At 71.7% G+C, this 26,008-nt stretch carries 23 protein-coding genes; 20 read left to right on the top strand and 3 right to left on the bottom strand.

Translation table 11 applies throughout. The features are described 5' to 3' along the window. The 9 genes from ETD83_RS42705 to ETD83_RS22475 form a co-directional block, all read left to right on the top strand. A partial coding sequence (locus ETD83_RS42705; protein ID WP_230421096.1) for a hypothetical protein occupies nt 1-653 on the top strand: 653 nt, incomplete at its 5' end. A gap of 128 nt (nt 654-781) precedes the next feature. After that, on the top strand, nt 782-1,690 hold the full coding sequence (locus ETD83_RS22510; protein ID WP_138647131.1) for a segregation and condensation protein A: 909 nt from the start codon (nt 782-784) through the stop codon (nt 1,688-1,690). After that, the gene (gene scpB / locus ETD83_RS22505) at nt 1,683-2,273 is read left to right on the top strand and encodes an SMC-Scp complex subunit ScpB (protein ID WP_138647126.1); all 591 of its coding nucleotides are present in this window, start codon (nt 1,683-1,685) and stop codon (nt 2,271-2,273) included. The genes ETD83_RS22510 and scpB overlap by 8 nt, the downstream gene beginning before the upstream one ends. 6 nt (nt 2,274-2,279) lie before the next feature. Then, nucleotides 2,280-3,011: a pseudouridine synthase gene (locus tag ETD83_RS22500; protein ID WP_138647125.1), complete on the top strand. Its 732-nt coding sequence runs from the start codon at nt 2,280-2,282 to the stop codon at nt 3,009-3,011. A 31-nt stretch (nt 3,012-3,042) separates the two neighbouring features. Next, complete coding sequence (aroH, locus tag ETD83_RS22495; protein WP_138647124.1) at nt 3,043-3,405, top strand: chorismate mutase; 363 nt, start codon at nt 3,043-3,045, stop codon at nt 3,403-3,405. A gap of 56 nt (nt 3,406-3,461) precedes the next feature. Further along, nucleotides 3,462-4,580, top strand: coding sequence for a prephenate dehydrogenase (locus ETD83_RS22490; protein WP_407921511.1), 1,119 nt, complete (start codon nt 3,462-3,464; stop codon nt 4,578-4,580). A gap of 84 nt (nt 4,581-4,664) precedes the next feature. Continuing rightward, nucleotides 4,665-5,327, top strand: a complete 663-nt coding sequence (cmk, locus tag ETD83_RS22485; protein ID WP_230421094.1) for a (d)CMP kinase — start codon at nt 4,665-4,667, stop codon at nt 5,325-5,327. Nucleotides 5,328-5,362: 35 nt separating this feature from the next. Beyond that, complete coding sequence (gene der / locus ETD83_RS22480) at nt 5,363-6,748, top strand: ribosome biogenesis GTPase Der (protein ID WP_205717816.1); 1,386 nt, start codon at nt 5,363-5,365, stop codon at nt 6,746-6,748. A 181-nt stretch (nt 6,749-6,929) separates the two neighbouring features. Further along, a complete protein-coding gene (locus ETD83_RS22475; RefSeq protein ID WP_138647122.1) occupies nt 6,930-7,142 on the top strand; it encodes a hypothetical protein in 213 nt (70 codons plus the stop codon). 43 nt (nt 7,143-7,185) lie between these two features. On the opposite strand, the gene ETD83_RS22470 is transcribed toward ETD83_RS22475, so the two are convergent. After that, complete coding sequence (locus ETD83_RS22470) at nt 7,186-7,791, bottom strand: hypothetical protein (protein WP_138647121.1); 606 nt, start codon at nt 7,789-7,791, stop codon at nt 7,186-7,188. A gap of 95 nt (nt 7,792-7,886) precedes the next feature. Between ETD83_RS22470 and ETD83_RS22465 the strand changes: the two genes are divergently transcribed. The 7 genes from ETD83_RS22465 to soxR all read left to right on the top strand — a co-directional run bounded on the left by ETD83_RS22465 (nt 7,887) and on the right by soxR (nt 14,892). Continuing rightward, nucleotides 7,887-9,029, top strand: a complete 1,143-nt coding sequence (locus tag ETD83_RS22465) for a nucleoside 2-deoxyribosyltransferase domain-containing protein (protein ID WP_230421093.1) — start codon at nt 7,887-7,889, stop codon at nt 9,027-9,029. 94 nt (nt 9,030-9,123) lie between these two features. Beyond that, nucleotides 9,124-9,546, top strand: a complete 423-nt coding sequence (locus ETD83_RS22460; RefSeq protein ID WP_138647120.1) for a TOBE domain-containing protein — start codon at nt 9,124-9,126, stop codon at nt 9,544-9,546. Nucleotides 9,547-9,555: 9 nt separating this feature from the next. Next, complete coding sequence (modA, locus tag ETD83_RS22455) at nt 9,556-10,335, top strand: molybdate ABC transporter substrate-binding protein (protein WP_138647119.1); 780 nt, start codon at nt 9,556-9,558, stop codon at nt 10,333-10,335. Then, nucleotides 10,332-11,132 carry an ABC transporter permease gene (locus ETD83_RS22450; protein ID WP_138647118.1) on the top strand — a complete coding sequence of 267 codons (801 nt, stop codon included), beginning with the start codon at nt 10,332-10,334 and terminating at the stop codon, nt 11,130-11,132. Before modA ends, ETD83_RS22450 begins: the two co-directional genes overlap by 4 nt. Further along, nucleotides 11,129-12,214: an ABC transporter ATP-binding protein gene (locus tag ETD83_RS22445; RefSeq protein WP_138647117.1), complete on the top strand. Its 1,086-nt coding sequence runs from the start codon at nt 11,129-11,131 to the stop codon at nt 12,212-12,214. The genes ETD83_RS22450 and ETD83_RS22445 overlap by 4 nt, the downstream gene beginning before the upstream one ends. 178 nt (nt 12,215-12,392) lie before the next feature. After that, nucleotides 12,393-14,210: a phosphoenolpyruvate carboxykinase (GTP) gene (locus ETD83_RS22440; RefSeq protein ID WP_230421092.1), complete on the top strand. Its 1,818-nt coding sequence runs from the start codon at nt 12,393-12,395 to the stop codon at nt 14,208-14,210. 139 nt (nt 14,211-14,349) lie between these two features. Further along, on the top strand, nt 14,350-14,892 hold the full coding sequence (gene soxR, locus ETD83_RS22435) for a redox-sensitive transcriptional activator SoxR (RefSeq protein WP_138647115.1): 543 nt from the start codon (nt 14,350-14,352) through the stop codon (nt 14,890-14,892). A gap of 17 nt (nt 14,893-14,909) precedes the next feature. On the opposite strand, the gene ETD83_RS22430 is transcribed toward soxR, so the two are convergent. Both ETD83_RS22430 and ETD83_RS22425 read right to left on the bottom strand, forming a co-directional pair. After that, nucleotides 14,910-17,309, bottom strand: coding sequence for a glycoside hydrolase family 65 protein (locus ETD83_RS22430; RefSeq protein WP_230421091.1), 2,400 nt, complete (start codon nt 17,307-17,309; stop codon nt 14,910-14,912). Next, on the bottom strand, nt 17,306-18,055 hold the full coding sequence (locus tag ETD83_RS22425; RefSeq protein ID WP_138647114.1) for an HAD family hydrolase: 750 nt from the start codon (nt 18,053-18,055) through the stop codon (nt 17,306-17,308). Before ETD83_RS22425 ends, ETD83_RS22430 begins: the two co-directional genes overlap by 4 nt. Nucleotides 18,056-18,217: 162 nt before the next feature. Here ETD83_RS22425 and gndA point away from each other — a divergent pair, with 162 nt between their 5' ends. The 4 genes from gndA (at nt 18,218) to ETD83_RS22405 (ending at nt 25,737) form a co-directional block, all read left to right on the top strand. Then, nucleotides 18,218-19,645, top strand: a complete 1,428-nt coding sequence (gene gndA / locus ETD83_RS22420; RefSeq protein WP_138647113.1) for an NADP-dependent phosphogluconate dehydrogenase — start codon at nt 18,218-18,220, stop codon at nt 19,643-19,645. Nucleotides 19,646-19,741: 96 nt separating this feature from the next. Beyond that, nucleotides 19,742-20,530 (top strand): hypothetical protein, encoded by a 789-nt coding sequence (locus tag ETD83_RS22415; protein WP_138647112.1) that lies wholly within the window; start codon nt 19,742-19,744, stop codon nt 20,528-20,530. A gap of 469 nt (nt 20,531-20,999) precedes the next feature. Beyond that, complete coding sequence (locus tag ETD83_RS22410) at nt 21,000-25,136, top strand: wHTH domain-containing protein (protein WP_138647111.1); 4,137 nt, start codon at nt 21,000-21,002, stop codon at nt 25,134-25,136. A 10-nt stretch (nt 25,137-25,146) separates the two neighbouring features. Further along, nucleotides 25,147-25,737, top strand: a complete 591-nt coding sequence (locus ETD83_RS22405) for an HD domain-containing protein (protein ID WP_138647110.1) — start codon at nt 25,147-25,149, stop codon at nt 25,735-25,737. The last annotated feature ends 271 nt before the right edge of the window (nt 25,738-26,008 follow it).

Here is a 26,008-nt window from a genome sequence, read left to right as displayed (position 1 = left end):
CGGGCGAGCCCCCGCCCCCGCCGGCGGCCGTCCCACCGTCGCAGCCGCTCCCGCCGCACCAGCCGCCGCAGCCGGGCCGGGGCCCGAGGCCGACGGCCGTCCTGGTGGTCGCGGCGGTCGCGGTGGTGGTCGTGGCCGTCCTCGTCGTGTCGGCCGTCGCCATCCTGGTGCTGGCGGGCGATGACGAGGCGTCCAAGCCCCTCTTCTCCGGGCCCGTCGATCTGCGTGAGCCGCTGACGTTCAGGCTGGTCGCGCAGGAGTCGCAACCGCCCTGCACCGGCGGCGCCCTCGCCCCGCCCGACCGGTCCGGCTGCTACGTGTTCGGGCCGGACGCGCTGACGGTGCGCCGGCTCGAAGAGGTCAAGGCGATGCCGCCCGACCCGGCGCGGGGCCGCAGCGGCTGGAGCGTCGGGCTGACGCTCGGGTCCCAGGACGCCACAGGCTTCGCCACCCTGACCGGCAAGGCCGCGCAGGCGTTCCAGAACCAGCTACCGGCAGGGAAGATGGGCATGCTCGTCGGCGGCTCGCTGGTGTCCTCGCCCGCGCAGGTGACCGCGCCCATCGCCGGCGGCAAGCTGGAGATCAACGGCCCCCCGCAGACGTTCACCCGGACGTACGTGGAGGGCATCGTCCGGCGGCTGACCGGGCGGTAGCGGGCCGTTCGGAGCCCGCGGCGCGCCGTCACCGCTCGTGACCGGCCGTGGTGCGAGCACGCGCCGCGCATGGGACGATATGGCCGGTGAGCACCGTGCAGGAGACGTCCTCCGCTACCGTGAGCGACGTGGACGAGACGTCGCCCGAGCCCGGGCAGGGGGCCGAGGAGGAGCACGGCTTCCACGTCCACCTGGACAACTTCGACGGCCCGTTCGACCTGCTGCTCGGTCTGATCTCCAAGCACAAGCTCGACATCACCGAGGTCTCGCTCCACAAGGTCACCGACGACTTCATCGCGCACATCCACGCCCACGGCCAGGACTGGGACCTCGACCAGGCCAGCCACTTCCTGCTGGTCGCCGCGACCCTCCTCGACCTCAAGGCCGCCCGGCTGCTGCCCTCCGGCGAGGTCGACGACGAGGACGACCTCGCCCTGCTGGAGGCCCGCGACCTGCTGTTCGCGCGGCTCCTGCAGTACCGCGCCTACAAGGAGGTCGCGCAGTTCATCGCGGCGCGGATCGCCGAGGCGAGCCGGCGGTTCCCGCGCATCGTGCCGATGGAGCCGAAGTTCGCGAACGTGCTGCCGGAGGTGCTGCTCGGCCTCGGACCGGACGAGTTCGCCCGGCTCGCCGCCAAGGCGCTCACGCCGAAGGAGCCGCCTTCGGTCTCCGTCGAGCACATCTACCAGCCGAAGGCCAGCGTCAAGGAGCAGGCCGCGATCGTCGTGGAACGGCTCCGCCGGCTCCGCCGGACGACGTTCCGCGTGCTCGCGTCCGACGCCGAGGGCACCTACGAGGTCGTCGCGCGGTTCCTGGCGCTGCTGGAGCTGTACCGCGACCAGAACGTCGCGTTCGAGCAGGACGAGCCGCTCGGCGAGCTGCGCGTCGCGTGGACCGGCGCCGACGAGGGCGACGTCGAGGTCGGCGACGACTACGAGGGCGCGCCTCAACCAGACGAGAGCGCCCCTCAGCCAGACGAGGGCGCCTCCCAGAAGGACGGCGAAGAGCTGAAGAAGGACGAGGCCGACGATGACTGAGGACCCCGGCGAGGCGCCGCCGGAACATCCGGAACTCCCGGAGTTTCCCGGGCTGCGCGCGTCCATCGAGGCGATCCTGCTGGTGGTGGACGAGCCCGTCACCGAGATGACCCTCGCGCAGCTGCTGGAGCGCCCCCGCAGCGAGGTCGCGGAGACGCTGCGCGAGCTTGCCGCGGAATACACCGAGCAGGGCCGCGGGTTCGATCTCAGGGAGGTCGCCGGCGGCTGGCGGTTCTACACCCGGGACGCCTGCGCCCCCGTCGTGGAGCGGTTCGTCACCGACGGGCAGCAGGCGCGCCTCACGCAGGCCGCGCTGGAGACGCTCGCCGTCGTCGCGTACCGGCAGCCGGTGAGCCGGGCGCGCGTGTCGGCGGTCCGGGGCGTCAACAGCGACGGGGTCATGCGCACGCTGACGCTGCGCGGCCTGATCGAGGCCGCCGGGCAGGACCCCGAGTCCCAGGCGCACCTGTACCGCACCACCGGGTACTTCCTGGAGCGGCTCGGGCTCCGCGACCTCGACGAGCTCCCGGAGCTCGCCCCCTACCTGCCCGACGACCTGCCTGACGACATAGTTGATAGTTGAGGACACGTGAGCGAGAACGAGGGCGTGCGGCTGCAGAAGGTCCTGGCCGAGGCCGGGATCGGCAGCCGCCGCCACTGCGAGGAACTGATCGGCGAGGGCCGCGTCACCGTCGACGGGAAGCGGGTCTTCCGGTTCGGCGAGCGCGTCGACCCGCGCAGCGCCGTCATCCACGTGGACGGCAAGCGCGTCGAGACCCGCGCCGAGATGCGCTACTACGCGATCAACAAGCCGCGCGGCGTGGTGTCCACGATGTCGGACGAGCGGGGCCGCAAGTCCCTCGCCGACTACGTGGAGGTGCCCGAGCGGCTGTTCCACGTCGGACGGCTCGACACCGACACCGAGGGCCTGATCCTGCTCACCAACGACGGGGAGCTGTCGCACCGCCTCACGCACCCGTCCTACGGGGTCGCGAAGACATACCTGGCGGAGATCCACGGGCCGATCCCGCGCGACCTCGGGAAGAGGCTGCGGGCGGGCGTGACGCTGGACGACGGGCCCGCCAAGGCCGACCGGTTCCGGATCTTCGACCAGGTCGGCCGGCGCGTCCTGGTCGAGATCACCCTGCACGAGGGGCGCAAGCACATCGTCCGGCGGCTGCTGAAGGAGGTCGGGTTCCCCGTCCAGCAGCTGGCGCGCATAGAGTTCGGGCCGATCAAGCTGGGATCGTTGAAGCCGGGCACGATGCGGGCGCTGACCGTGCACGAGATCGGCGACCTGTACAAAGCGGTCGGGCTGTAGGGCAGGACGGACGCGAGGAGAGGATCAGGCTGTGGCGGTACGCGCGGTCCGCGGGGCGACGCAGATCGACGCCGACGAGCGGGGGCAGATCCTGGAGGCGACGACGGAGCTCGTCGCCGCGGTGATGTCCCGCAACGAGCTGAGCACCGACGACGTGATCAGCGTCATCTTCACGGTGACGCCGGACCTGACGGCGGAGTTCCCGGCGCTCGCCGCCCGCAAGCTCGGCTTCCACGAGGTGCCGCTGCTGTGCGCGACGGAGATCGGCGTGCCGGGCGCGCTGCCCCGGGTGATCCGGCTGATGGCGCACATCGAGACGGACCGCCCGCGCGCGGACGTCCAGCACGTCTACCTGCGCGGCGCGACGGCGCTCCGCCTCGACATCGCGCAGTAGCGCCCGAGCGAGCGAGGCATGGACATCGCGCAGTAGAGGGCGCGCCAGTAGGGTTTGTGGACGTGACTGAGGATGTGGTGCCGCAGCGGATCGTCGTCGTCGGGACGGGCCTGATCGGGACGTCGATCGCCCTGGCGATGCGGGAGCGCGGCGCCGAGGTGCTGCTGGCCGACCGGGACGAGGCCGCGCTGCGGCTGGCGGTCGAGCTGGGCGCGGGCGAACCGCTGCCGGGCACCGCGCTCGACGAGCCCGCCGACCTCGCGGTGCTCGCGGTGCCGCCCGCGGCCGTGGCCGTCACGCTGCTGGACGCCCAGAAGCGCCGCCTCGCCGCCGCGTACACCGATGTGGCCAGCGTGAAGGCGCTGCCGATGGCGCAGGCGGCCGACCTGGGCTGCGACCTGACGACGTTCGTGGCCGGGCATCCGCTCGCGGGCAGCGAGCGGTCCGGTCCCGGCGCGGCGCGCGCCGACCTGTTCCTCGGCCGCCCGTGGGCGCTGTGCGCGGCGCCGCAGTCGGCGCCCGAGGCGGTGGCGGCCGCCCGGGCCCTGGCGAAGGAATGCGGCGCGATGCCGGTCGAGGTCGACGCCGCCGAGCACGACCGGGCGGTCGCGCTCGTCTCGCACGGCCCGCACGTGGTGTCGGCCGCGGTCGCCGCCCGGCTCACCGGCGCGGACGACGTCGCGCTCGGCCTGTCCGGGCAGGGCGTCCGGGACGTCACCCGGATCGCGGCGAGCGACCCCCGGCTGTGGATCGGCATCCTGTCGGCGAACTCCCAGCCCGTCGCGGACGTGCTGGAGGCCGTCGCGACCGACCTCGCGGTGGCCGCGTCGCTGCTGCGCGACGGCAGCGAGGAGGCCGCCGCGCACGTCGCCGACCTGCTGCTGCGCGGGAACGCGGGCCGGTCCCGCATCCCCGGCAAGCACGGCGGCGACCAGCCCGCGTACGCGACCGTCCAGGTGGTCATCCCGGACCGTCCGGGCGAGCTCGCGATGATCTTCCAGGCGGCGGGGATCGCGCAGGTCAACATCGAGGACGTGACGATCGAGCACTCCCCGGGCCGTCCGCTGGGCGTGCTGGAGCTGGCGGTGGAGCCGGACGCCGCCGAGCGGCTGGCGGACGAGCTGCGCGCCCGCGGCTGGTCCGTCCCGTCCCCGGCCGGGAGCGCGGGGACCTGACGGTACCGCGAGGCCGGTAGCCTGTTCGGCGGGGCGCGCACGGGGGTTCGCCGGCGTGCCCGACGGACTAGAGAGGGATCGATCGTGCCGCTCGTCATCGCCATGGACGGACCCTCCGGGTCGGGCAAGTCCAGCGCGTCCAAGGGCGTGGCCCGCGCGCTCGGGCTCCGCTACCTGGACACGGGCGCCATGTACCGCGCCGTGACGTGGTGGATGCTGGAGAAGGGCGTGCCGGTCGAGGACGCGGCCGCGGTCGAGGCCCGCGCGGCGGAGCCGGTGATCGCATCGGGCACCGACCCGGACGCGCCGACGATCACGGTGGACGGGACGGACGTGTCCGCCCCGATCCGCACCCGCGCGGTGACGAACGCGGTCAGCGCGGTCAGCTCCGTCCCGGCGGTCCGCGCCCGGATGGTCGGGCTGCAGCGCGAGATCATCGGGTCCGGCGGGATCGTGGTGGAGGGCCGCGACATCGGCACGGTCGTCGCGCCGGACGCGCCGGTCAAGGTGTACCTGACGGCCAGCGAGGAGGCGCGGGCCGCGCGCCGCGCGAAGGACCTCGCGGCCGATCCGGGCGCGTCGGTCACCGTCACCCGGGCCGAGCAGGCGCGCCGCGACCGGCTCGACTCGACCCGGAAGGCGTCACCGCTGACCAGGGCGGGCGGCGCGCACGAGATCGACTCGACGGAGCTGAGCCTCGCCGAGGTCATCGAGGCGGTCGTCCGCCTCGCCAAAGAGCATGAGTGAACGGGCGGCCGTACGGCCCCCGCGGGGAATTCACAGTGAGCGATAACGAGATCGAGACCGTGGACGTCGTCGAGGACGTCGCCGCGGACGAGGGGCCCGCGCCCGTCGTCGCGGTGGTCGGGCGGCCGAACGTCGGCAAGTCGACCCTGGTCAACCGGATCCTCGGCCGCCGCGAGGCGGTCGTGGAGGACGTCCCGGGCGTGACCCGCGACCGCGTCGCCTACGACGCGTCGTGGAGCGGCCGCCGGTTCACCGTCGTCGACACCGGCGGCTGGCTGCCCGACTCGGCCGGGCTGGCCGCGGCGATCGCCGAGCAGGCCCGGCTGGCGGTCGACCTGGCCGACGTCGTGATGTTCGTGGTGGACGCGACCGTCGGCGCCACCGACGTGGACGAGGCCGTCGTGGAGATCCTGCGCCGGTCCGGCAAGCCGGTGGTGCTGGTCGCCAACAAGACCGACAACGCCGCCGTCGAGGCGGACGCGACGCTGCTGTGGTCGCTCGGGATCGGTGAGCCGCACCCGGTCAGCGCGCTGCACGGGCGCGGCAGCGGCGACCTGCTCGACGCGGTGCTGGCCGCGCTGCCGGAGGAGGCGCCACCGGAGTCGTTCCTGGAGGTGGGCGGGCCGCGCCGGATCGCGCTGCTGGGCCGTCCCAACGTCGGCAAGTCGAGCCTGCTGAACCAGCTGGCGGGGGAGAACCGGGCGGTCGTGGACGCGGTGGCGGGCACGACCCGCGACCCGGTCGACGAGCTGATCGACCTCGGCGGCCGGACGTGGCGGTTCATCGACACCGCCGGGATCAGGCGGCGGCACCGCGAGAACCAGGGCGCCGACTTCTACGCGACGCTGCGCACCCAGTCGGCGCTGGAGCGCGCCGAGGTCGCGGTCGTGCTCGTGGACGCCGAGCAGCCGCTCGCCGAGCAGGACCTGCGGATCATCTCCATGGTGGTCGCCTCGGGCCGCGCGATGGTGATCGCCTACAACAAGTGGGACCTGCTGGACGAGGAGCGCCGCCACTACCTGGAGCGGGAGATCGACCGGCAGCTCCACCACGCGCGCTGGGCGCCGCGCGTGAACGTGTCCGCCAAGACGGGGCGGCACATGGACAAGCTGGTCCCGGCGATCGATACGGCCCTGGACGGGTGGGGCACCCGCGTCCCGACGTCCAAGCTCAACCAGTTCTTCGCCGACCTGGTCAGCTCGCACCCGCACCCGGTGCGCGGCGGCAAGCAGCCGCGCGTGCTGTTCGCGACGCAGGCGGGCGTGCGTCCGCCGCGGTTCGTGCTGTTCACGTCCGGGTTCCTGGAGGAGGGCTACCGGCGGTACATCGAGCGGCGGCTGCGCGAGGAGTTCGGCTTCGACGGGACGCCGCTGGACATCGCCATGAAGATCCGCGAGAAGCGCGGCAAGGGCAAGAAGTAGCGGAACCATCCCGCCCGCGGCCCGCCAGGGAGCTTTCCCGGCGGGCCGCGGCATGTCAGGATGCATCCTACGACCGGCGAGTAAGTCTTCCATTACTCGTCGAGTCGGGTGACAAGTGCGTGAACGGAAACCGGTCGGCCCGGGTCTCCCGGGCACCTGGGCGCGGGTCGAGGGGTGGAACGTGAAGCTCTTGCTGCTCATCTCCTGTGCTGTCGTCTGCGTGGCGCTCAGCTTCGCCTGGCGGGAGCCGTGGATCGGCGGCGTCGGCCTGCTGGTCGCCTTCGTCGCCATGTTCACCGACCGCGACGACGTGCGGCTGGACGACGAGCGGGGCAGCTACGAGACGACCAAGGCCGTCCGCGACATGCGCCGCCGGGACCGCCACCAGCGGTAGCGGTCCCGTCCGCGCGTACGTCGGGACGCCGATCGCGCTACGGCTACGGGTTGTGGCGCGATTCGCCAGCGATGTGCCGGTCGCCGGGCGGCGCCGGTGCGGGTGCGGGCGGGTTCTCCCGCGCGTACCGCCCGTAGACCAGGGGCTGTGTCGTGGTCGCGCCCGCCTGGCCGTCACCGTCCGAGGACGTCGCCTCCCGGACGCCGATCACGGCGAAGCGGCCGAGTGCGAGCGCCGCCAGGAACACGACGGCGGTGCCGAGCCCGGTGAACCCGGACAGGTGCTCGGCGAGCCGCTGCCCTTCGCCCGACCCGAGCGGGTCGCCGATGCCCCGCACGTCCCAGAGCGTGGCGACGGACGTCCCGACGACGAACCAGGCGCCGCCGAGCGCGGCGAGCCAGGCGCCGAACACGGCGAACGCGCGGTTGGCGGCGGCGAGCACGATCAGCCCGCCGAGCACCACCGCCACCGCGGGCGCGATGACGAGCTGGAGCCGGTCGGTGTCGTACACCCAGGTGTCGTCGGGGGAGAAGCCGAACCCGAAATAGGGGCCGGCGAAGGGGAGAAAACCGCCCCAGAGGCCGAGCAGCACCAGCAGCGTGCCGCTCAGGCCGCCCCGGGAGCGTGGAGCGCGCATGGTCCCAGTCATGATCATTCCTCCTGACCGGGCGTGTGATTCTGGTTGGGAACACCATTACCCCTACCAGACCACTCCACACCGGGGGGTGGAGAGGAGCGAGCCGTATGGGAGCCCTCATGGGAGCCGACCTCGACGTCGTCTACGCGCGCGAGGAACCGCCCGACCGCTGGGAGGCCGCCGTCTTCCTCGCCGGCCCGACGCCCCGGTCGCCCGAGGTCGCGTCGTGGCGGCCCGCGGCGGTCGCCGCCTTGCGCGAACGTTGGCGCGGGCATGGGCGGCTCGTGGTGTTCGTCCCGGAGCACAGGCACGGCGTCCACGACGACTATGTCGGCCAGGTCGAGTGGGAGGAGCGCTGCCTGCACCTGTCCGACGAGGTGATCTTCTACGTGCCGCGCGACCTGGCCACGATGCCCGCGTTCACCACGAACGTGGAGTGGGGCATGTGGCACGACAGCGGACGGGCCGTCTTCGGCGCCCCGCCGCAGGCGCCGAAGAACCGCTACCTGCTGCACTACGCCGCCAAGTCGGGCGTGCCGACGGCGGGCGACCTCCCGGCGACGGTGGCGGCGGCGCTCGACCGGATCGGCGCCGGCGCGTCCCGGACGGGCGGCGAGCGGGAGATCCCGCTCCTGCTGTGGCGCGAGGAGTCGCTGCAGCGCTGGTACGCGGGCCAGCGGGCGGCGGGCAACGCCCTGCTGGGCGCGCGGGTGGTGTTCCGGTTCGGCAACCACTGGGGCCTTCACGTCCGGATGCACGTCGCGGCCGAGAGGCGGGTGAAGGACAACGAGGTCGTCTTCGGGCGGCCCGACGTCTCCGCCGTCGTCCTGCACCGGCCGGGGGAGACGCTGGACGAGACGGAGGTGGTGCTCGTCCGGGAGTTCCGGAGCCCGTGCGTGAACGGGTTCGTCCACGAACTGCCGGGCGGCTCCGGGGCGGGCGCCCCGTCCGAGGTCGCGCTCGGCGAGGTCGAGGAGGAGACCGGACTGGTCCTGGACGCGGCGCGGCTGCGGGCGCACGGGACGCGGCAGGTGAACGCCACGATGTCCGGGCACCGGGCGCACCTGTTCTCCGCCCGGATCACCGGCGGCGAGCTGGCGCGCCTGCGGTCGTCCGGGCCGCACGGCCTCGCGGCGGACGGCGAGCGCACCTACGTCGAGATCGCCGCGTTCGGGCGGATCAGGCGCGAACGCCTCGTGGACTGGTCCTGCCTCGGCATGATCGCGGAGGTCCTCCTGGAGGTCCGCTGAGCCGCAACTGCGATGGTGATTATCGCCACTGGCTCGCATCCTCCTTCCTATATGGGACATCTCCTTGCATTTGCGGGTCGCTAGGCTTGGCGGTGTGACGACGTTCAGGATCAGCGAGGCGGCGGCGCTGCTCGGGGTCAGCGCGGACACGGTCCGGCGCTGGGTGGACGGCGGGCGGCTCCCGGCGTCCCGGGACGAGCACGGGCACCGGCTGGTCCCGGGGGCCGAACTCGCCTCGTTCGTGCGCGACCAGGCGCGCGGCGGGGGCGCGTCCGCCGGGCAGGGCGCGCCGTCCGGCCAGGGCGAGCGGTTCTCCTCGGCCCGCAACCGGATGCGCGGCATCGTGACCGACGTCGTCCGCGACGGGGTGATGGCGCAGGTGGAGATCCAGGCGGGGCCGTTCCGGGTCGTGTCGCTGATGAGCCGCGAGGCGGCCGACGACCTCGGGCTGCGCGTGGGCGTGGTCGCCGAGGCCGTCGTGAAGTCCACCAACGTCATCGTCGAGCTGCCGGACTGAGGAGGTTCCGTGCGCACGTGGATCGCGATAGCGGCCGCCGCCCTGCTCGTCACGGGCGCGGCGGGCTGCGGGGAGGCCGGCGACGGTGCGTCCGGGTCGGGCGGCGGCGACGGCGGCGGGACGCTGACGGTGTTCGCCGCGGCCTCGCTCACCGAGGCGTTCACCTCGCTCGGCGCGACGTTCGAGGGGACGCGTCCCGGCGTGAGGGTCAGGTTCAACTTCGGCGCCAGCTCGACGCTCGCGCAGCAGATCACGCAGGGCGCCCCGGCGGACGTGTTCGCCTCCGCGAGCCCCGCCACGATGAAGACGGTGACGGACGCCGGCGACGCCGCCGGGCGACCCCAGGTGTTCACCAGGAACCGCCTGGTCATCGCCGTCCCCAAGGACAATCCCGGCAGGGTGGCCGCGGTGGGCGACCTGTCGCGGCCGGGGCTCAAGGTCGTGCTGTGCGCGGCGCAGGTGCCGTGCGGGGCCGCCGCGGCGAAGGCGCTCGGCGCGGCGAAGGTCGAGGTCGAGCCGGTGTCGCGGGAGAAGGACGTCAAGGCCGTCCTCACCAAGGTCGGCTTGGGCGAGGCGGACGCCGGGCTCGTCTACCGCACCGACGTCAAAGCGGCGGGGGACAGGGTCACGGGCATCGAGTTCCCGCAGGCGGCGCAGGCGATCAACGACTACCCGATCGTGGCGGTGGCGCGGGCCCCGCAGGGCGCGCTCGCGAAGGAGTTCATCCAGCTTGTGCTGGGGCCGCAGGGCAGGACGGTGCTGGGCCGGGCGGGCTTCGAGGCGCCGTGAAGGACGCCGACAGGCTGGCCGGGCGTCCGCCGTTGGTCCTGCTGGTGCCCGCGCTGGCCGGGCTCGCCTTCCTGGTGCTGCCGCTCGCCGGGCTGCTCGTCCGGGCCCCGTGGTCGACGCTCGGCACCCGCCTCATGCAGGACCAGGTGCTGGACGCGCTGCGGCTCTCCCTCGTCACCGCGACGCTCGCGACGGTCCTGTGCCTGCTGTTCGGCGTCCCGCTGGCCTGGATGCTGGCCCGGGTCCCGTTTCGCGGCGTCCGGCTCGTCCGGGCCCTGGTGACCGTGCCGCTGGTGCTGCCGCCGGTGGTCGGCGGCGTCGCGCTGCTGCTGGTGCTCGGGCGGCGCGGGCTGGTCGGCGGATGGCTGGACGAAGCGTTCGGGATCACGTTCCCGTTCACCACGGCCGGGGTCGTGCTGGCCGAGACGTTCGTCGCGATGCCGTTCCTGGTGATCAGCGTCGAGGGCGCGCTCCGCGCCGCCGACCTGCGCTACGAGGAGGCCGCCGCCACCCTCGGCGCGGGCCGCTGGACGATCTTCCACCGGGTCACGCTGCCGCTGGTCGCGCCCGGCGTCGCGGCCGGGGCCGTGCTGTGCTGGGCGCGGGCGCTCGGCGAGTTCGGCGCGACGATCACGTTCGCGGGGAACTTCCCGGGCCGGACGCAGACGATGCCGCTGGCCGTCTACCTGGCGCTGGAGACCGACCCGCAGGCCGCGATCGTGCTCAGCCTCGTCCTGCTCGCGGTGGCGGTCATCGTCCTGGCGGCACTCAGAGACCGCTGGATGACCACCTCATGAGCGAAGCGGACCGGGGGGCGCGGGGGCTGGAGGCGCGGCTGGTGGTGCGGCGCGGCGCGTTCGACCTCGACCTCGCGCTCACCGCCGCGCCCGGCGAGGTGGTGGCGCTGCTCGGCCCGAACGGGGCGGGCAAGAGCACCGCGCTGCGCGCCCTGGCCGGGCTGGTCGCGATGGCCGGCGGGCACATCCGGGTGGACGGCGACGACCTGCGCCCGCTGCCGCCCGACCGCCGCCGCATCGGCATGGTCTTCCAGGACTACCTGCTGTTCCCGCACCTCAGCGCGCTGGAGAACGTCGCGTTCGGGCCGCGCTGCCAGGGCGCGGGCCGCCGCGCCGCCCGCCGCCGCGCCGCCGAATGGCTGGAGCGCGTCGGCCTGGCGGAGTTCGCCTCCGCCCGGCCGCGGGCGCTGTCGGGCGGGCAGGCGCAGCGCGTCGCCCTCGCCCGGGCGCTGGCCGTCGACCCGGGGCTGCTCCTGCTGGACGAGCCGCTCGCCGCCCTCGACGTCCACACGCGGATGGACGTCCGGGCCGCGCTCCGCCGCCATCTCGCCGGGTTCGGGGGCGCGGCCGTCCTCGTCACCCACGACCCGCTGGACGCGATGGTGCTGGCCGACCGCATCGTCGTCATCGAGGGCGGACGGCTCGTCCAGGAGGGGACGCCCGCCGAGGTGGCCCGCCGTCCCCGCACCGGCTACGTCGCGCGGCTGGTCGGGCTGAACCTGTACCGGGGCCGCGCTGAGGCCGGGACGGTGACCATCGAGGACGGCACGGGGACCGTCGAGGACGGCGCCGCGACGCTCGACACGGTCGACTCTCTCGAAGGTGAAGTCTTCCTGGCCTTCGCGCCATCAGCCGTGGCGCTGTACCGGACACGTCCCGACGGCAGCCCCCGCAACCTGTGGCGCGCCCGCGTCGCCGCGATCGAACGGCACGGCGACCGCGCCCGGGTGCGGTTGGCGGGGCCGCCTTTCGACGCGGTCGCGGAGGTGACTCCGGCGGCCGTCGCGGAGCTTCAATTGTCCGAGGGCAGCATGATCTGGGCGGCCGTGAAGGCCACCGAGACCCACGTTTACCCAGCTTGAGCGCGTCCCGGCGGGGTACGCCGGGGGCCTCGCCCGTTCCGCCCGCAGACCGGTGATATCTATCACAAAATCGGGCACGAAGGGGCAAAAGCGGACGGGATTGGTCCAGACCAAATGGCAAAAACAGCGGGTCTTGTTCATCATGCAAACATCCTGCGAACAGCTGAAGGAGTTGCCCGTGTCCAACCAGGTCCCCGGGGCCGACCAGGCCCCTACCGGCCACACCGAACTGACTGAGTGGGTACGCGGGATCGCCGAGCTGACCAAGCCCGACCGCGTCGAGTGGTGCGACGGCTCGAACGAGGAATGGGAGCGCCTGACCGGCGTCCTCGTCGACCAGGGCACCCTCACGCGGCTCGACCCGGCCAAGCGGCCCAACAGCTTCTACGCGGCCTCCGACCCGACCGACGTCGCCCGCGTCGAGGACCGCACGTTCATCTGCTCCGAGAAGGAGGAGGACGCGGGCCCCACCAACAACTGGATCGCCCCGGACGAGATGCGCGAGACCCTCGGCGGCCTCTTCGACGGCTGCATGAAGGGCCGCACCATGTACGTGGTGCCGTTCTGCATGGGTCCTCTCGGCGGGACGATCTCGCAGCTCGGCGTCGAGATCACCGACTCGGCCTACGTCGCCGTGTCGATGCGGATCATGACGCGGATGGGGACCCCGGCGCTGCGGCTCATCGAGGAGCGCGGCTCGTTCGTCAAGGCCGTCCACTCCGTCGGCGCGCCGCTGGAGCCGGGTCAAGCGGACGTCCCATGGCCGTGCAACTCCACCAAATACATCACGCACTTCCCCGAGACGCGGGAGATCTGGTCGTACGGGTCCGGGTACGGCGGCAACGCGCTGCTCGGCAAGAAGTGCTACGCGCTGCGGATCGCGTCGACGATGGCGCGCGACGAGGGCTGGATGGCCGAGCACATGCTCATCCTGAAGCTCACGCCGCCGGAGGGGGAGACCCGCTACGTCGCCGCCGCGTTCCCGTCGGCGTGCGGCAAGACCAACCTCGCCATGCTGGAGCCGACCATCCCCGGCTGGAAGGTCGAGACGATCGGCGACGACATCGCCTGGATGCGGTTCGGCGACGACGGCCGCCTCTACGCGATCAACCCGGAGGCCGGGTTCTTCGGCGTCGCCCCCGGCACCGGCGAGAGCACCAACGCCAACGCCGTGAGGACGCTCTGGGGCAACAGCATCTTCACCAACGTCGCGCTCACCGACGACGGCGACGTGTGGTGGGAGGGCCTCACCGACGAGCCGCCCGCGCATCTCACCGACTGGCGCGGCAACGACTGGACACCGGCGTCCGAGACTCCGGCGGCCCACCCGAACGCCCGCTTCACCACCCCGGCCGGGCAGTGCCCGATCATCGCCGACGAGTGGGAGGACCCGAAGGGCGTCCCGATCTCCGCGATCCTGTTCGGCGGGCGGCGCGCGTCCGCCGTCCCGCTCGTCACCGAGTCGTTCGACTGGCAGCAGGGCGTGTTCCTCGGCGCGAACGTCGCGTCCGAGAAGACCGCCGCCGCCGAGGGCACGGTCGGCGAGCTGCGCCGCGACCCGTTCGCCATGCTGCCGTTCTGCGGCTACAACATGGGCGACTACTTCGGCCACTGGCTGAGCATCGGCAAGGCCACCGACGCCGAGAAGCTGCCGCGGATCTACTACGTCAACTGGTTCCGCAAGAACGCCGACGGCAGGTTCATCTGGCCCGGCTTCGGCGAGAACAGCCGCGTCCTGAAGTGGATCGTGGAGCGGCTCAACGGCCGGGCCGACTCCGTCAAGACGCCGATCGGGCACCTGCCGACCCGGGAGGCGCTCGACACCGAGGGCCTCGCCCTCGACGCCGCCGACCTGGAGACGCTGCTGTCGGTCGACACCGAGGTGTGGAAGCAGGAGGCCGCCCTCGTCCCGGAGCACTTCGACAAGTTCGGTGACCACATGCCGAAGGCGCTGTGGGACGAGTACCACGACCTCGTCCGCCGCCTGGAGCACTAGCCCGCTGGGACCGGCTCGCCGCCGCGCGCCCGCCCGCCGACGACCTCGGCGGGCGGGCGCTTCGCATCGCCGGCCCCCGAAAACCCTGCGGGATCCACGGAAACCTCGACCGCGGTTGAGGTCGCATAGGATGCGGGTCATGACGCGGCTTGAGCACCGGTTGCACGAACTGACCGTCGGACAGCTCGCCGAGCGGAGCGGCGTGGCCGTCTCGGCGCTGCACTTCTACGAGTCCAAGGGCCTGATCAGCAGCCGCCGAACGGCGGGCAACCAGCGGCGCTTCAGCCGCGACACGCTCCGCCGTGTCTCGTTCATCAAGGTCTCGCAGCGCGTCGGCATCCCGCTCAGCGACATCCGCGACGCGCTCGGCACCCTCCCGGAGGAGCGCACCCCGACGGTGGACGACTGGGCGCGCCTGTCGGAGAACTGGCGGAGCGTCCTCGACGACCGCATCCGCCAGCTCGAACGGCTCCGCGACGACCTCACCGACTGCATCGGCTGCGGCTGCCTGTCGATCAGCAAGTGCGCCCTCGCCAACCCCTACGACCGGCTCGGCGACGAGGGGCCCGGGCCGCGCCGGCTCCTCGTCCGGCACGGCACATCCGGCCCGCCGCCGGCGGACGAGAGGGCCGCGCACGACGCCCCGAACCCCTGCCGGCCCGACCCCTGCCCCTCCGACTGACCGATCGGGGCGCAGGATCAGCGGCGGCGGGGGTCGCGGCTGTGGGGGTCGATGCGGCGCGGCATCGGCTCCCGGCCGGCCGGCTGCGCCGGCGCCGGACGCGGCTGGATCTGCTCGATCGGCAGCTCGACGGACTCGTCCGCGAGCGTGAACGGCTCGTTGTGGTGCCACAGCTTGATGCCGGGGCCGTCCAGCAGCTCGTAGGACGCGGCCTCCGCCGTCACGTTGACCTTGATCAGGCTGCCGCGGTACCGCATCCGGAACGCCACCCGGCTGATCCCGCCCGGCAGCCGCGGCGCGAACCGCAGCCTGCCGCCGCCCGCCCGCATCCCGCCGAACCCGGCGACGAGCCCGCTCCACGCCCCCGCCATCGACGCGATGTGCAGCCCGTCGCGGGTGTTGCGGTTCAGGTCGTGCAGGTCCATCAGCGCGGTCTCGCCGAGGTAGTCGTGCGCCAGCTCCAGCTGCCCGACCTCCGCCGCGACGACCGCCTGCGTCTGCGCCGAGAGCGACGAGTCGCGGACGGTCAGACCCTCGTAGTAGGCGAAGTCGCGGACCTTCTGCTCCTCCGTGAACGCCTCCCCGCACAGGTGCAGCGCCAGCACCAGGTCGGCCTGCTTCACCACCTGCTTCCGGTACAGGTCGAAGTACGGGAAGTTCAGCAGCAGCGGGTAGTGGTCGGGCTTGGTGGCGGCGAAGTCCCAGCGGGCGTGGTTGGTGAACCCCTCGCTCTGCGGGTGGACGCCCAGCCGGTCGTCGTAGGGGATCAGCATCGCGGCCGCCGCGTCCCGCCACGACGCGGCCTCCTCGGCGTCCACGCCCAGCCGGTCGGCCACGTCCGGGTGGCGCATCGCCACCTCCGCGGCCTCCTGCAGATTCCGGCGCGCCATGAGGTTGGTGTAGATGTTGTTGTCCACGACGGCGCTGTACTCGTCGGGGCCCGTGACGCCGTCGATGCGGAACACGCCGCCGACGTCGTGGTGGCCGAGGCTCCGCCACAGCCGGGCGGTCTGCACCAGGATGTCCAGGCCGATCTCCCGCTCGAACTGGGTGTCCTCCGTGGCGTCCACATACCGGACGACGGCGTCCGAGATGTCGGCGTTGATGTGGAACGCGGCCGTCCCGGCGGGCCAGTACCCCGAGCATTCGTGGCCGCGGATCGTCCGCCACGGGAACGTGGCGCCGTCCAGGCCGAGCTGGGTGGCGCGCTCGACCGCCAGCGGCAGCGTCCTGTGCCGCCACGCCAGCGCGTCCTTCGCCGCGCCCGGCGAGGTGTACGTCAGCACCGGCATGACGAACGTCTCGGTGTCCCAGAACGTGTGGCCGTCGTAGCCGGGCCCCGTCAGGCCCTTCGCCGGGATCATCCGGCTCTCCGCGCGCGCGCCCGCCTGCAGGACGTGGAACAGCCCGAACCTGACCGCCTGCTGGATCTCCGCGTCGCCCTCGACCTCGACGTCCGCGCCCTCCCAGAACTCGTCCAGGTACGCGCGCTGCTCGTCGAGCAGCCCGTCCCAGCCGGTCTGCCGCGCGCCCGCCAGCGCCCCGACCACCTGGTCGTGCAGCGCGGGCCGGGACCGCCGGCTCGACCACCCGTACGCGATGTACTTGACGATGCGCAGCCGCTGCCCCGGCTCCAGCCGCGTCGCGACCGTCAGCCGGCCCACGTCCTTGGAGCTCTCGGTGTCGATCGCCATCGACTTCGGGCCCTCGATCTGGTGCGACATGCCCGCCGCCATCCGCAGGCCGCTCTGCCGCGTCCGGTGCAGGAGCAGGACCTTGGTGCCGTTGGCGACGTGCTCCTCGCCGACGAGCGGGCTCTCCAGGATCGCGGACGAGCGCGGGTCCTTGCCGCCGCCCGGCAGCGCCTCGTTGGCGACCAGCTCCGACTGGGCGACCACCCGGACCGCCTCGTCCACCGGCTCGACCTCGTAGCAGATCGCCGCGACGGCCCGCTGCGTCAGCGACACGATCCGGACCGATGTCACCTTGATCGTCTTGTCGGCCGGGGACGTCCACTCCACATGCCGGGTCAGCGTGCCCGCCCGCATGTCGAGGTTCCGCTCGTGGCGCAGGACGCGCCCGTACCGGACGTCGAGCGGCTCGTCGTCCACCAGCAGCCGGATCACCTTGCCGTTGGTGACATTGATGACCGTCTGGCCCGACTCCGGATACCCGTAGGCCGTCTCGGCGTGCGGCAGCGGACGCTGCTCGTAGAACGAGTTCAGATACGTGCCCGGCAGCCCGTGCGGCTCGCCCTCGTCGAGGTTCCCGCGCAGCCCGACGTGCCCGTTGGACAGCGCGAACACCGACTCGGTCTGCGCCAGCCGGTCCAGCCGCAGCTCCGGCTCCCGCACGCACCAGGGCTCCACGGTGAACACGGGCCGGTCGGCCGGGTTCAGCCCGTCCCGGTCTGTCACTTGCCCTCCATCAGTTCGGACAGGTCGGAGACCACGATGTCGGCGCCGTGCTCGGCGAGGGCCTTGGCGTGCGCGCCGTCCACGCGGTTGACGCCCACCACGTAGGCGAACCCGCCGGCCCGTCCCGCCTCGACGCCCGCGAGCGCGTCCTCGAACACCACCGCCTGCTTCGCCGTCACGCCCACTTCCTCAGCCCCCGCGAGGAACATGTCGGGCGCGGGCTTGCCCGGCAGGTTCCGCTCGGCCGCGACCACGCCGTCCACCCGCGCGTCGAACAGGCCGGTGATGCCGACCGTCCGCAGCACCTGGACGGTGTTGGCGCTGGACGAAACCACCGCCGTCTTCAGCCCCGCCTCGCGCGCCGCGCGCACGTAGTCGATGGACCCGTCGAAGGTCTCGACGCCCTTCTCCTCGATGAGCTGGAGGACGAGCGCGTTCTTGCGGTTGCCGAGCCCCCGCACGGTCTCGTTCTCGGGCGGATCGTCCGGGTCGCCCTCAGGGAGCTCGATGCCGCGCGACTGCAGGAACGAACGCGTCCCGTCCTCGCGCTTCTTGCCGTCGACGTACCGGCCGTAGTCCTTGACCGGGTCGAACTCGGTGAAGGGCCCGCCGTCGCGCCGTGCCCGCTCGCGCAGGTAGCCGTCGAACATCTCCTTCCAGGCGGCGGCGTGCACGGCCGCCGTCCTGGTCAGCACCCCGTCGAGATCGAAGAGACACGCCGCCGCATCGTCCGGCAGTCCCAGCATTCGCAACCCCCTGGAGAATGACACCATCGAAGGATTCTCACCGCGCGTCCCGTTCCCGTTCCCGCGCCCGGCGCCGGCATGCGATCACCGGCGCTCGAACGGGGGATCATGGACCCGCGTACAACCCCTTGATCAGGGTGGCACACGAGGAGGAGCGATCCAATGGAAACGGCGCGTATCGGAGTCACGGGGCTGGCGGTGATGGGCCGCAACCTGGCCCGCAACCTGGCGCGGCACGGACATCCCGTCGCCGTCCACAACCGCACTTCCGCACGCACGAGGTCGCTCGTGGACGAGTTCGGCCACGAGGGGACGTTCCTTCCGGCCGACACGCCGGAGAAGTTCGTCGGGTCCCTCGAACGCCCCCGCCGCCTGGTGATCATGGTGAAGGCCGGCGGCCCGACCGACGCCGTCATCGACGAGTTCGCGCCGCTCCTCGACCCCGGCGACATGATCGTCGACGGCGGCAACGCCAACTTCGCCGACACCCGCCGCCGCGAATCAGCCCTGCGTGAACGCGGCGTCCACTTCGTCGGCACCGGCATCTCCGGCGGCGAGGAGGGCGCCCTGCACGGCCCGAGCATCATGCCGGGCGGCTCCGCCGCGTCCTACGAGGCGCTCGGCCCCCTCCTCGAGGACATCTCCGCCAAGGTGGACGGAACGCCCTGCTGCACCCATGTCGGCCCCGACGGTGCCGGGCACTTCGTGAAAATGGTGCACAACGGCATCGAGTACGCCGACATGCAGCTGATCGCCGAGTCCTACGACCTGCTCCGGCACGCCGCCGGCCTCGCCCCCGCCGAGATCGCCGAGGTCTTCCGCACCTGGAACACCGGACGCCTCGGCTCCTACCTCATCGAGATCACCGCCGAGGTCCTCGCGCACACCGACGCCGCCACCGGACGGCCGTTCGTGGACGTCGTCCTCGACCAGGCCGAGCAGAAGGGCACCGGCCGCTGGACCGTCCAGACCGCTCTCGACCTGGGCGTCCCGGTCGGCGGCATCGCCGAAGCGGTCTTCGCCCGCAGCGTCTCCGGCCACGCCGTCCTCCGCGAAGCCTCGCAGAACCTCCCGGGCCCGTCCCGCAACGATGCCTTCGTCTCGTTCGGCTTCCCCGAGGCCGTGGAGAAGGCCCTGTACGCGTCCAAGATCGTCGCCTACGCGCAGGGCTTCCACGAGATCCAGGCGGGCAGCGCCGAGTACGGCTGGAACATCGACCTCGGCGCGATGGCCACCATCTGGCGCGGCGGGTGCATCATCCGCGCCCGCTTCCTCGACCGCATCCGCGCCGCCTACGAGGCCGACCCGCAAACCCCGACCCTCCTGACCGACCCCCACTTCACCGAGGCCGTAGGCGACGCACAAGACGCCTGGCGCGAGGTCATAGCCATCGCCGCGAAGCTCGGCATCCCGGTCCCCGGCTTCTCGACCGCCCTCGCCTACTACGACTCGCTCCGGGCCCCACGCCTCCCGGCAGCCCTGACCCAGGGCCAGCGCGACTACTTCGGCGCCCACACCTACCGCCGGGTCGACCGCGAAGGCACCTTCCACACCCTCTGGGGCGCCGACCGCACCGAGACGACGCCCTGACCGGCGTGGAGCCAGGGCCCTGGCCGCATGCGGCCTCCGCTCTCCCGCCGCCCGACCATGATCGTCAAGATGGTGGCGAGAGAGAGGATCACCGTCATGACGCTGCGTCGTATCCCGCCACTGTTAGCCGCACTCCTGCTCGTCGGCTCGCTCGCCCTCACCGGGACGGCCTCCGCCGCCCCGGCCGCTCCCGGACCGGGCCGTGCCGAGATCACGTGCGACGCGTCCACCGGAAAGATCAGCACCAGGCTGACGGGCACGTGGGTGCCGGGCTTCGCCTATCAGGCCGAATTCAGGCTGCTCACCAGTTCCTTCGTCAGGACGGACGGCAGCCTCGGCTGGGTTCCCCAGTTCCCCGCCGTCACGGGCACGGGGACCGGTGCGAGCGACGGCACGCTGAACATCGAGGGGTACACCCGCGACTGGAATGCGTCCGACTACCTCTTCTACACCGAGACCGTGCGGGTCATCGTGCGGAACAGCGCGGGCGCTCAGGTAACGGAGAGGGACGCGACCTGCGACCGTGACGTCCGCACCACCTACACGCTCACCTGTGACCCGGCCACGCACACCGTCTCCGCGACGGTGACCGGCACCCGGTACCGCCCCAACTCCGGAGTGCGCGTCGAGTACAACCGGATCACCACGTACCAGACCACGCCGGACTCGATCCGGTGGACGTCCTGGCCCTCGACCCAGAGACCGGATATCAGCCACAGCGCGCCGACCGACGGGGACGGACGCTGGTCGGACCTCGGGTACTCCAACACCTTCAAGTCCGAGCCCTACTACTACGAGCAGACCGTCGAGGTCACCGTGAAGCTGTCGGACGGCACGATCGTCGGCCGCGGATCCGACCACTGCGTCTACGCCGACGGAACCTGACGCCGCACCCCACCGCCCCTCCCCCTATCCGGACGCTTTCCGGCCGAGGAGGTGGAAGACGCGGCTGAGGCGGCGGTAGGGGTCGCGTTAGCCGGCCCCTAGCTCGACTTCGGCGATCGCGGCGATCTCCTTTTCGGAGAACAACCACACTCCGTACCAGGCGATCGTCGCGACGCCGTGATTCTGGAGCCGCTCAGCCAGATCGCCGACCGTCTCCTCCCGCTCAGGAGGCCGGGCGCGTCCTCGCCTCGCTCGTGCACGAGTCTTATGCGGTCACGGACGTCGGATGGCTTAGCCGCTCGTCGCTCTTCGGCCTTGGCCTTGGCGAGCATCGCGGGCGACGAGTCCAGAAGCGTGACGTCACAACCGGCCCACGCGTCGTCTTGCATGCGCGGATTCTGCTCGATTATGGCGGTCTCTCACCCATGGGCGGTGTAGATACGTCTCTGGGCGGCGACGGGAGGCGGACGTGGCGGGTGGGCATCGCATCGATCGGAGGGCGTGGCCTGAGGACGGTCCCTACCGGCAACTGCTCGAACTCCTCGAAACGGTCTACGTCGACAACGGCCAGAAGAGCCTCCAGGCCATCGCGGACAAGATGCACTTGAAGTCGCGCACGCGCGTCAACGACCTCCTTCGAGGATTGGGCCGGCCCACGGATGAACGGCAGCTCCGGGACCTGGTCCGGGCTCTCGGCGGGGGAGAGGACGACGCTCGCGCCGCCGTCCGGCTCTACGCGCAGGCCCCGCCCGCCAGGCCGGAGCCGCATCCCTGGGCCGCCCACGTCACCGGGCACGTCGCGTGGACGCTGGTCGACGCGCGGCGTGACGCCTCCGCCTTCAGGGACGCGGCGAACGACATCGCAGGGCGGCTGGGCGTCCTGAGCGGGGAGGCCGAGGCGATCCTGGCGGACGACCCCTGGCTGGACGCGGACCTCGCCGCCCGCTTCGGCAAGCGGACGGATTGGCTCCTGCGCACCCGGCTCGCGGAGCCGCTGTGCGATCTGTCGCCCGCCGAAGCCGCCCTGCTCGTCCTCGTGCCGCTCGTGCACCACACGCACATGGCCAGAACGCTCGCCGCGCTCCGCGAGATCGACCCGCTCGACCTCGGCACCCCTGTGGGCGACGGCCCGCGCCGCGAGTTCGAGACGTTCCTCGGCGGCCAGCGGGAACTGGTGGACCGCGCTCAGGCCCGGAGCCTTCCGGATCGCGACTCGGCCGCCGGCGAGATCGGGTGGTGGCTGTTCCACCGCTGGGCGGCCCGCTTCCCGCAGGCGTACGCGCTGGGGGCCGTGCGCGAGCTGCTGAACGAGATGGAGATCGCGGACGATCGCATGCGGGACGAGGTGCTGGACGCCAAGACCGTCCAGCGATTCCTCGCCGCGCTGCGCCGCGACCTCTCCGAACTCGGCGACACGGACCGCAAGAACGCGCCGCAGTTCGAGACCGTCCTCTTCGCGGGGGAGCCGCACGAGCAGCGCGTCCGGGAGTTGCTGATCGGGCAGATCCTCACGGTCGCCTACGCGTTGACGCTCGACCTCGTCCGGCTCCCGGACATCGTGGTGCGCCACCTCGGCATCCCGCATCCCGTCGATCTGGCCGAACTGCGGGAAACGGCGAGGTCCCGGGCGAAATGGGTGGTCCAATCCGGCTGCCTCGTCCTGCGCGCCGACTGCCACCACGCCGCCGAACTCGAAGGGCTGCGCCAATACGCCACCCAGGTCGACGCCCTTCTGCACACGATCCGGCAGGGAAGCGGCGACCATTCCACGATGCAGGTGCTCACCGGCCTGCCGTCCCGAGCGTCCGCCGACGATGTCCGGCCCGGCACCGACGAGGACGGCCGCCTGCTCTTCCAGCGCGTCAGCCGATTCCGCCTGGACGAACGGCGCGTCCAGGACCTGCTCATGGGCGAACAGCTCTACCAGGACCGCGGCCTGGCCGTTCGCGAGCTGTACCAGAACGCGCTCGACGCCTGCCGGTACCGCCGCGCCCGCCACGCCTACCGCAGCAGGGGCGACTGGCTGGACGACTGGGAAGGCCGCATCCACTTCACCCAGGGGGTGGACGAGAACGGCCGCGCCTACCTCGAATGCCGCGACAACGGCATCGGCATGACGGAGTCCGTCCTCACCGACGTCTTCTCCCAGGCGGGCACCCGCTTCACCGACACCACCGAGTTCCTGGTCGAGTCGGCCGACTGGAGGAACGCCGATCCGCCCATCCCGTTCCACCCGAACAGCCGGTTCGGCATCGGCGTCCTCAGCTACTTCATGATCGCCGACGAGATCGAGGTCATCACCCGTCCGCTCGACCGGGGACACCGTTCGCACCCGACCCTGAAGGTGTCGATCTTCGGCCCCGGCCATCTGTTCCGCATGGAGCACCTGCCCACCGATCGCTCTCCGGGCACCTCGGTGAAGCTCTACCTCCGCGAGAGCGAGGACGCCCCGTCCTGCGTCGAAGAACTCCGCCGCCTCCTCGGCATCGCCGAATTCCGCACGGTGGTCGAGCATGAGGCCCAACGCGAAATCTGGGAGCCGGGCGTCCTGAAGCCCCGGGTGAGCCCGTCCTGGGAATCCGGCGGGCTCGACGTGCACGGCGAACTCGTGCCGTGGACGGGCGCCGAGGGCTGCCAGGTCGTCTGGTGCGAGAAGGGCGGGGGCCTTCTGGTCGACGGAATCCTCGTGCGGCCGACCGTCGCCCGCGGAGTCTTCGCGGGCCCCGGCGGTGGGATTCTGCACGGCGCCATCGTCAATCTCGTCGGCGGGTATGCGCCCGAACGGCTGTCCGTCGACCGCCGGAGCGTCCTTTCCGACGTGTCCAGTGAGGCCGAGGATCTGCTGCGGTCGGCGGCGGCCGAACTCGTCTCGGCGGGACACCGCCTGCTGGACGTGCGCTGGTTGAGCGCCGTCACCGAGCAGAACCCGCGGCTGGCCGATCTCGTCAGCGAGGCGGCGGCCGAATCCGGGGCCTCCATCGCCACGAGAACGGGCACCTTGGACGCCGCGCGCGTCGGATGCTTTCTGCAGGACTCCCACCTCGTCCTGGACGGCGATCTCAGCGCCAGGCCGGAGCCCGGCGAGTCCCAGTTCGAGGGGCTGTGGGGACGAGAATTCAGTTTTGACGTTCCGGACCATGTGCTTCTCTGGCGCATGGCTTCCCACCGGCTGTGCACGCAACTGGCCGAGCTGGGTTTGAGTGACCTCGGAGCCGTGCGCCGTGCGCGACCGTCGGACACCCTGCTGTTCGCGACCGGTGCGTTTACGGGCTCGGCGGACCTGGCCGGGAGGCTGGTATGGAGCTGGGAGGAGGCGCAGTCATCTCCAGGGCATGTGGTCTGGATGGCCATGCTCACCGGCGCCTCGCCACGGGATCTCGCGCGCCGCGCGGTGGACCTGGGAGTCCATGAGATCGATCCGGGCCGGTTCCCGGACGACGGCGACGACTTCAGCGTGGATCTCGCATTGCTCAGCGTCGCCGGCGAGGGCGATTCTCCATGGTGGAGGAACACGCAAGCCGTTCCCATCGGGCATCTCGTGACCGTCGCCCTCCAGCACGGTGTCGGTGTGCCGGAATTGCGGCTGCGCCTTGACCGCTACGGATTCTCCGTGCCGCCGGGAGCCCATCCGCCTCTTCCGCTCCAGCCGACGGATCTGCAATTGCTGTACTGGGAGCGCGGAAGTCCGATCAAGGACGGTTCTTCGCTCCCGGCGAGCCATCTGGTCAAGTGCGCGTTCAATCTGGGCATCTCCGTCCCCGAGGTCAGTGCGAGGCTGACCGGCTACGGCTTCCGAGCCGACGGGCTCGCGTTGCCCGATCACCCTTCCTCGGACGATTGGGAGTTGTTCAACTGGAGGCTCGGCCAGGAGGAACGCGACCATTTCGATGCGACCGCACCGCTGGCGCCCGCCCATCTGGCCAATGTGGCTTACGAGCTCGGCCTCCCTCTTCCGGAGGCGGCCGCGCGACTGGCGGACTACGGCGTTCCGGTGCCCGCGAGCTTTCCCGTCCGCGCTGAGCTCGGTGACCTGACGCTGCTCAGCCGTGACCTCCACGGTGGGGAGCCCTGGCTGTCGCCTGGGGAGGACATTCCGCTGCACGTCGTGCTGATTCAGAGCGCCGAGATGGAAAAAGAACCGTCGGAACTGGCCATCCGACTGCGCGAATACGGCTTCGGCGTGGCGTGCGAGAACCTGGACTCCGAAGATCACCTCGATGTCGTCTCACTCTCGTTGGACCTCCGGCGGAACCTGCTGAGACAGGCGGCCGGTGCCACGCTTTCGCCCGCGCATGTGGTGAGGTGTTCAGAACAACTCGAAATCGGGCTGCAGGAGGCCAAGGACGGACTCGTGGCCTGCGGGTTCTCCGTTCCAGGCGACGTTCTGGAATCCGAGGTCCTGAAAGACCGCAGCCTTCTGGAGAATTGCGACTGGTCCTGGCTGAACGCGCGTGACCCGCTGCCGCTGCAACAATTGATCCTGGCGGCGCAGGAAGCCGACATGAGCGTCAGGGACGCGGCGGACAGATTGAGGTGGCTGGGCGTGAATTGCCTGCCGCTCGACGAGATGGTCGCGCAAGCGCTGCGAAGGCTGCCCAGAGCGTAAAGTGACGCGGGTGGGGATTCCGGCGGACGGTGAGATCCGGGCGTTGCATGAGCGGTACGCGCCGACTGCGGAAGCCTTCGAGCTGGTCTGGACGCACGGCGCGATCGTGTGCGCGATCGCCGAGCAGATCATGGGCGACACCGGGCTGGACGTCAACAAAGACCTCGTCCGGGCCGGATGTCTGCTGCATGACATCGGCGTCTACCGGCTCTACGACGCGACCGGGGCGCTCGACCACGCGAACTACATCAAGCACGGCCTGCTGGGGCACGAGCTGCTGCGTGACGAGGGCTTTCCCGAGGTGATCTGCCGGTTCTGCTCCCACCACACCGGGCTGACGCGGGACGACATCGAGCGGCAGCGGCTTCCGATTCCCGTTGCCGACTACACGGCCGAATCCGCTGAGGAAAAGCTTGTGGCGTATGCGGACAGATTTCACAGCAAGACCGATCCGCCGACGTTCCTCACCGCCGACTCGTACGCCGTCCGTGCGCGGCGGTTCGGTGAGCACAAGGTCGCGGTCTTCCATGCGATGCGCGAGTGCTACGGGGAGCCTGATCTCACGTCGCTCGCGGCCGACTTCGGGCACGCCATCGTGTGACGCCGGGCGTGCGCCCGTCTGTCCTCTGCTTTGGAGAAGGTCCAGGTCAGAGGTGTGACCTGAGGAGCCTGCGCAGTGGGTCACAGGAGCGCACGGCTGCGGGCCGGGGAGCCGGGTCAGCCTGATCCCGTTCGTCCGAGACGGAACGGGAGCGAGAGCCATGCAGACGGTGGCGGAGATGGCGCCGGTGATCGGCGGGGTGCTCAATGTGGTGGCGGCCGGGATCGGGATCGTGGTCGCGGTCGTCGCGGGGCGGAGGAGGGGGTGACGC

Origin of the sequence: Actinomadura soli (assembly GCF_005889715.1) — a bacterium.
GTDB lineage: Bacteria > Actinomycetota > Actinomycetes > Streptosporangiales > Streptosporangiaceae > Spirillospora > Spirillospora soli.
This window is presented reverse-complemented; position numbering and strand designations above follow the sequence as displayed.

Bases quoted from the DNA above. Each gene is read 5' to 3' on its own strand.
- scpB (WP_138647126.1), top strand. From the start codon at position 1,683: ATGACTGAGGACCCCGGCGAGGCGCCGCCGGAACATCCGGAACTCCCG.
- ETD83_RS22470 (WP_138647121.1), bottom strand. From the start codon at position 7,791: ATGACTGGGACCATGCGCGCTCCACGCTCCCGGGGCGGCCTGAGCGGC.
- ETD83_RS22465 (WP_230421093.1), top strand. From the start codon at position 7,887: ATGGGAGCCCTCATGGGAGCCGACCTCGACGTCGTCTACGCGCGCGAG.
- ETD83_RS22445 (WP_138647117.1), top strand. From the start codon at position 11,129: ATGAGCGAAGCGGACCGGGGGGCGCGGGGGCTGGAGGCGCGGCTGGTG.
- soxR (WP_138647115.1), top strand. From the start codon at position 14,350: ATGACGCGGCTTGAGCACCGGTTGCACGAACTGACCGTCGGACAGCTC.
- ETD83_RS22425 (WP_138647114.1), bottom strand. From the start codon at position 18,055: ATGCTGGGACTGCCGGACGATGCGGCGGCGTGTCTCTTCGATCTCGAC.
- gndA (WP_138647113.1), top strand. From the start codon at position 18,218: ATGGAAACGGCGCGTATCGGAGTCACGGGGCTGGCGGTGATGGGCCGC.
- ETD83_RS22415 (WP_138647112.1), top strand. From the start codon at position 19,742: ATGACGCTGCGTCGTATCCCGCCACTGTTAGCCGCACTCCTGCTCGTC.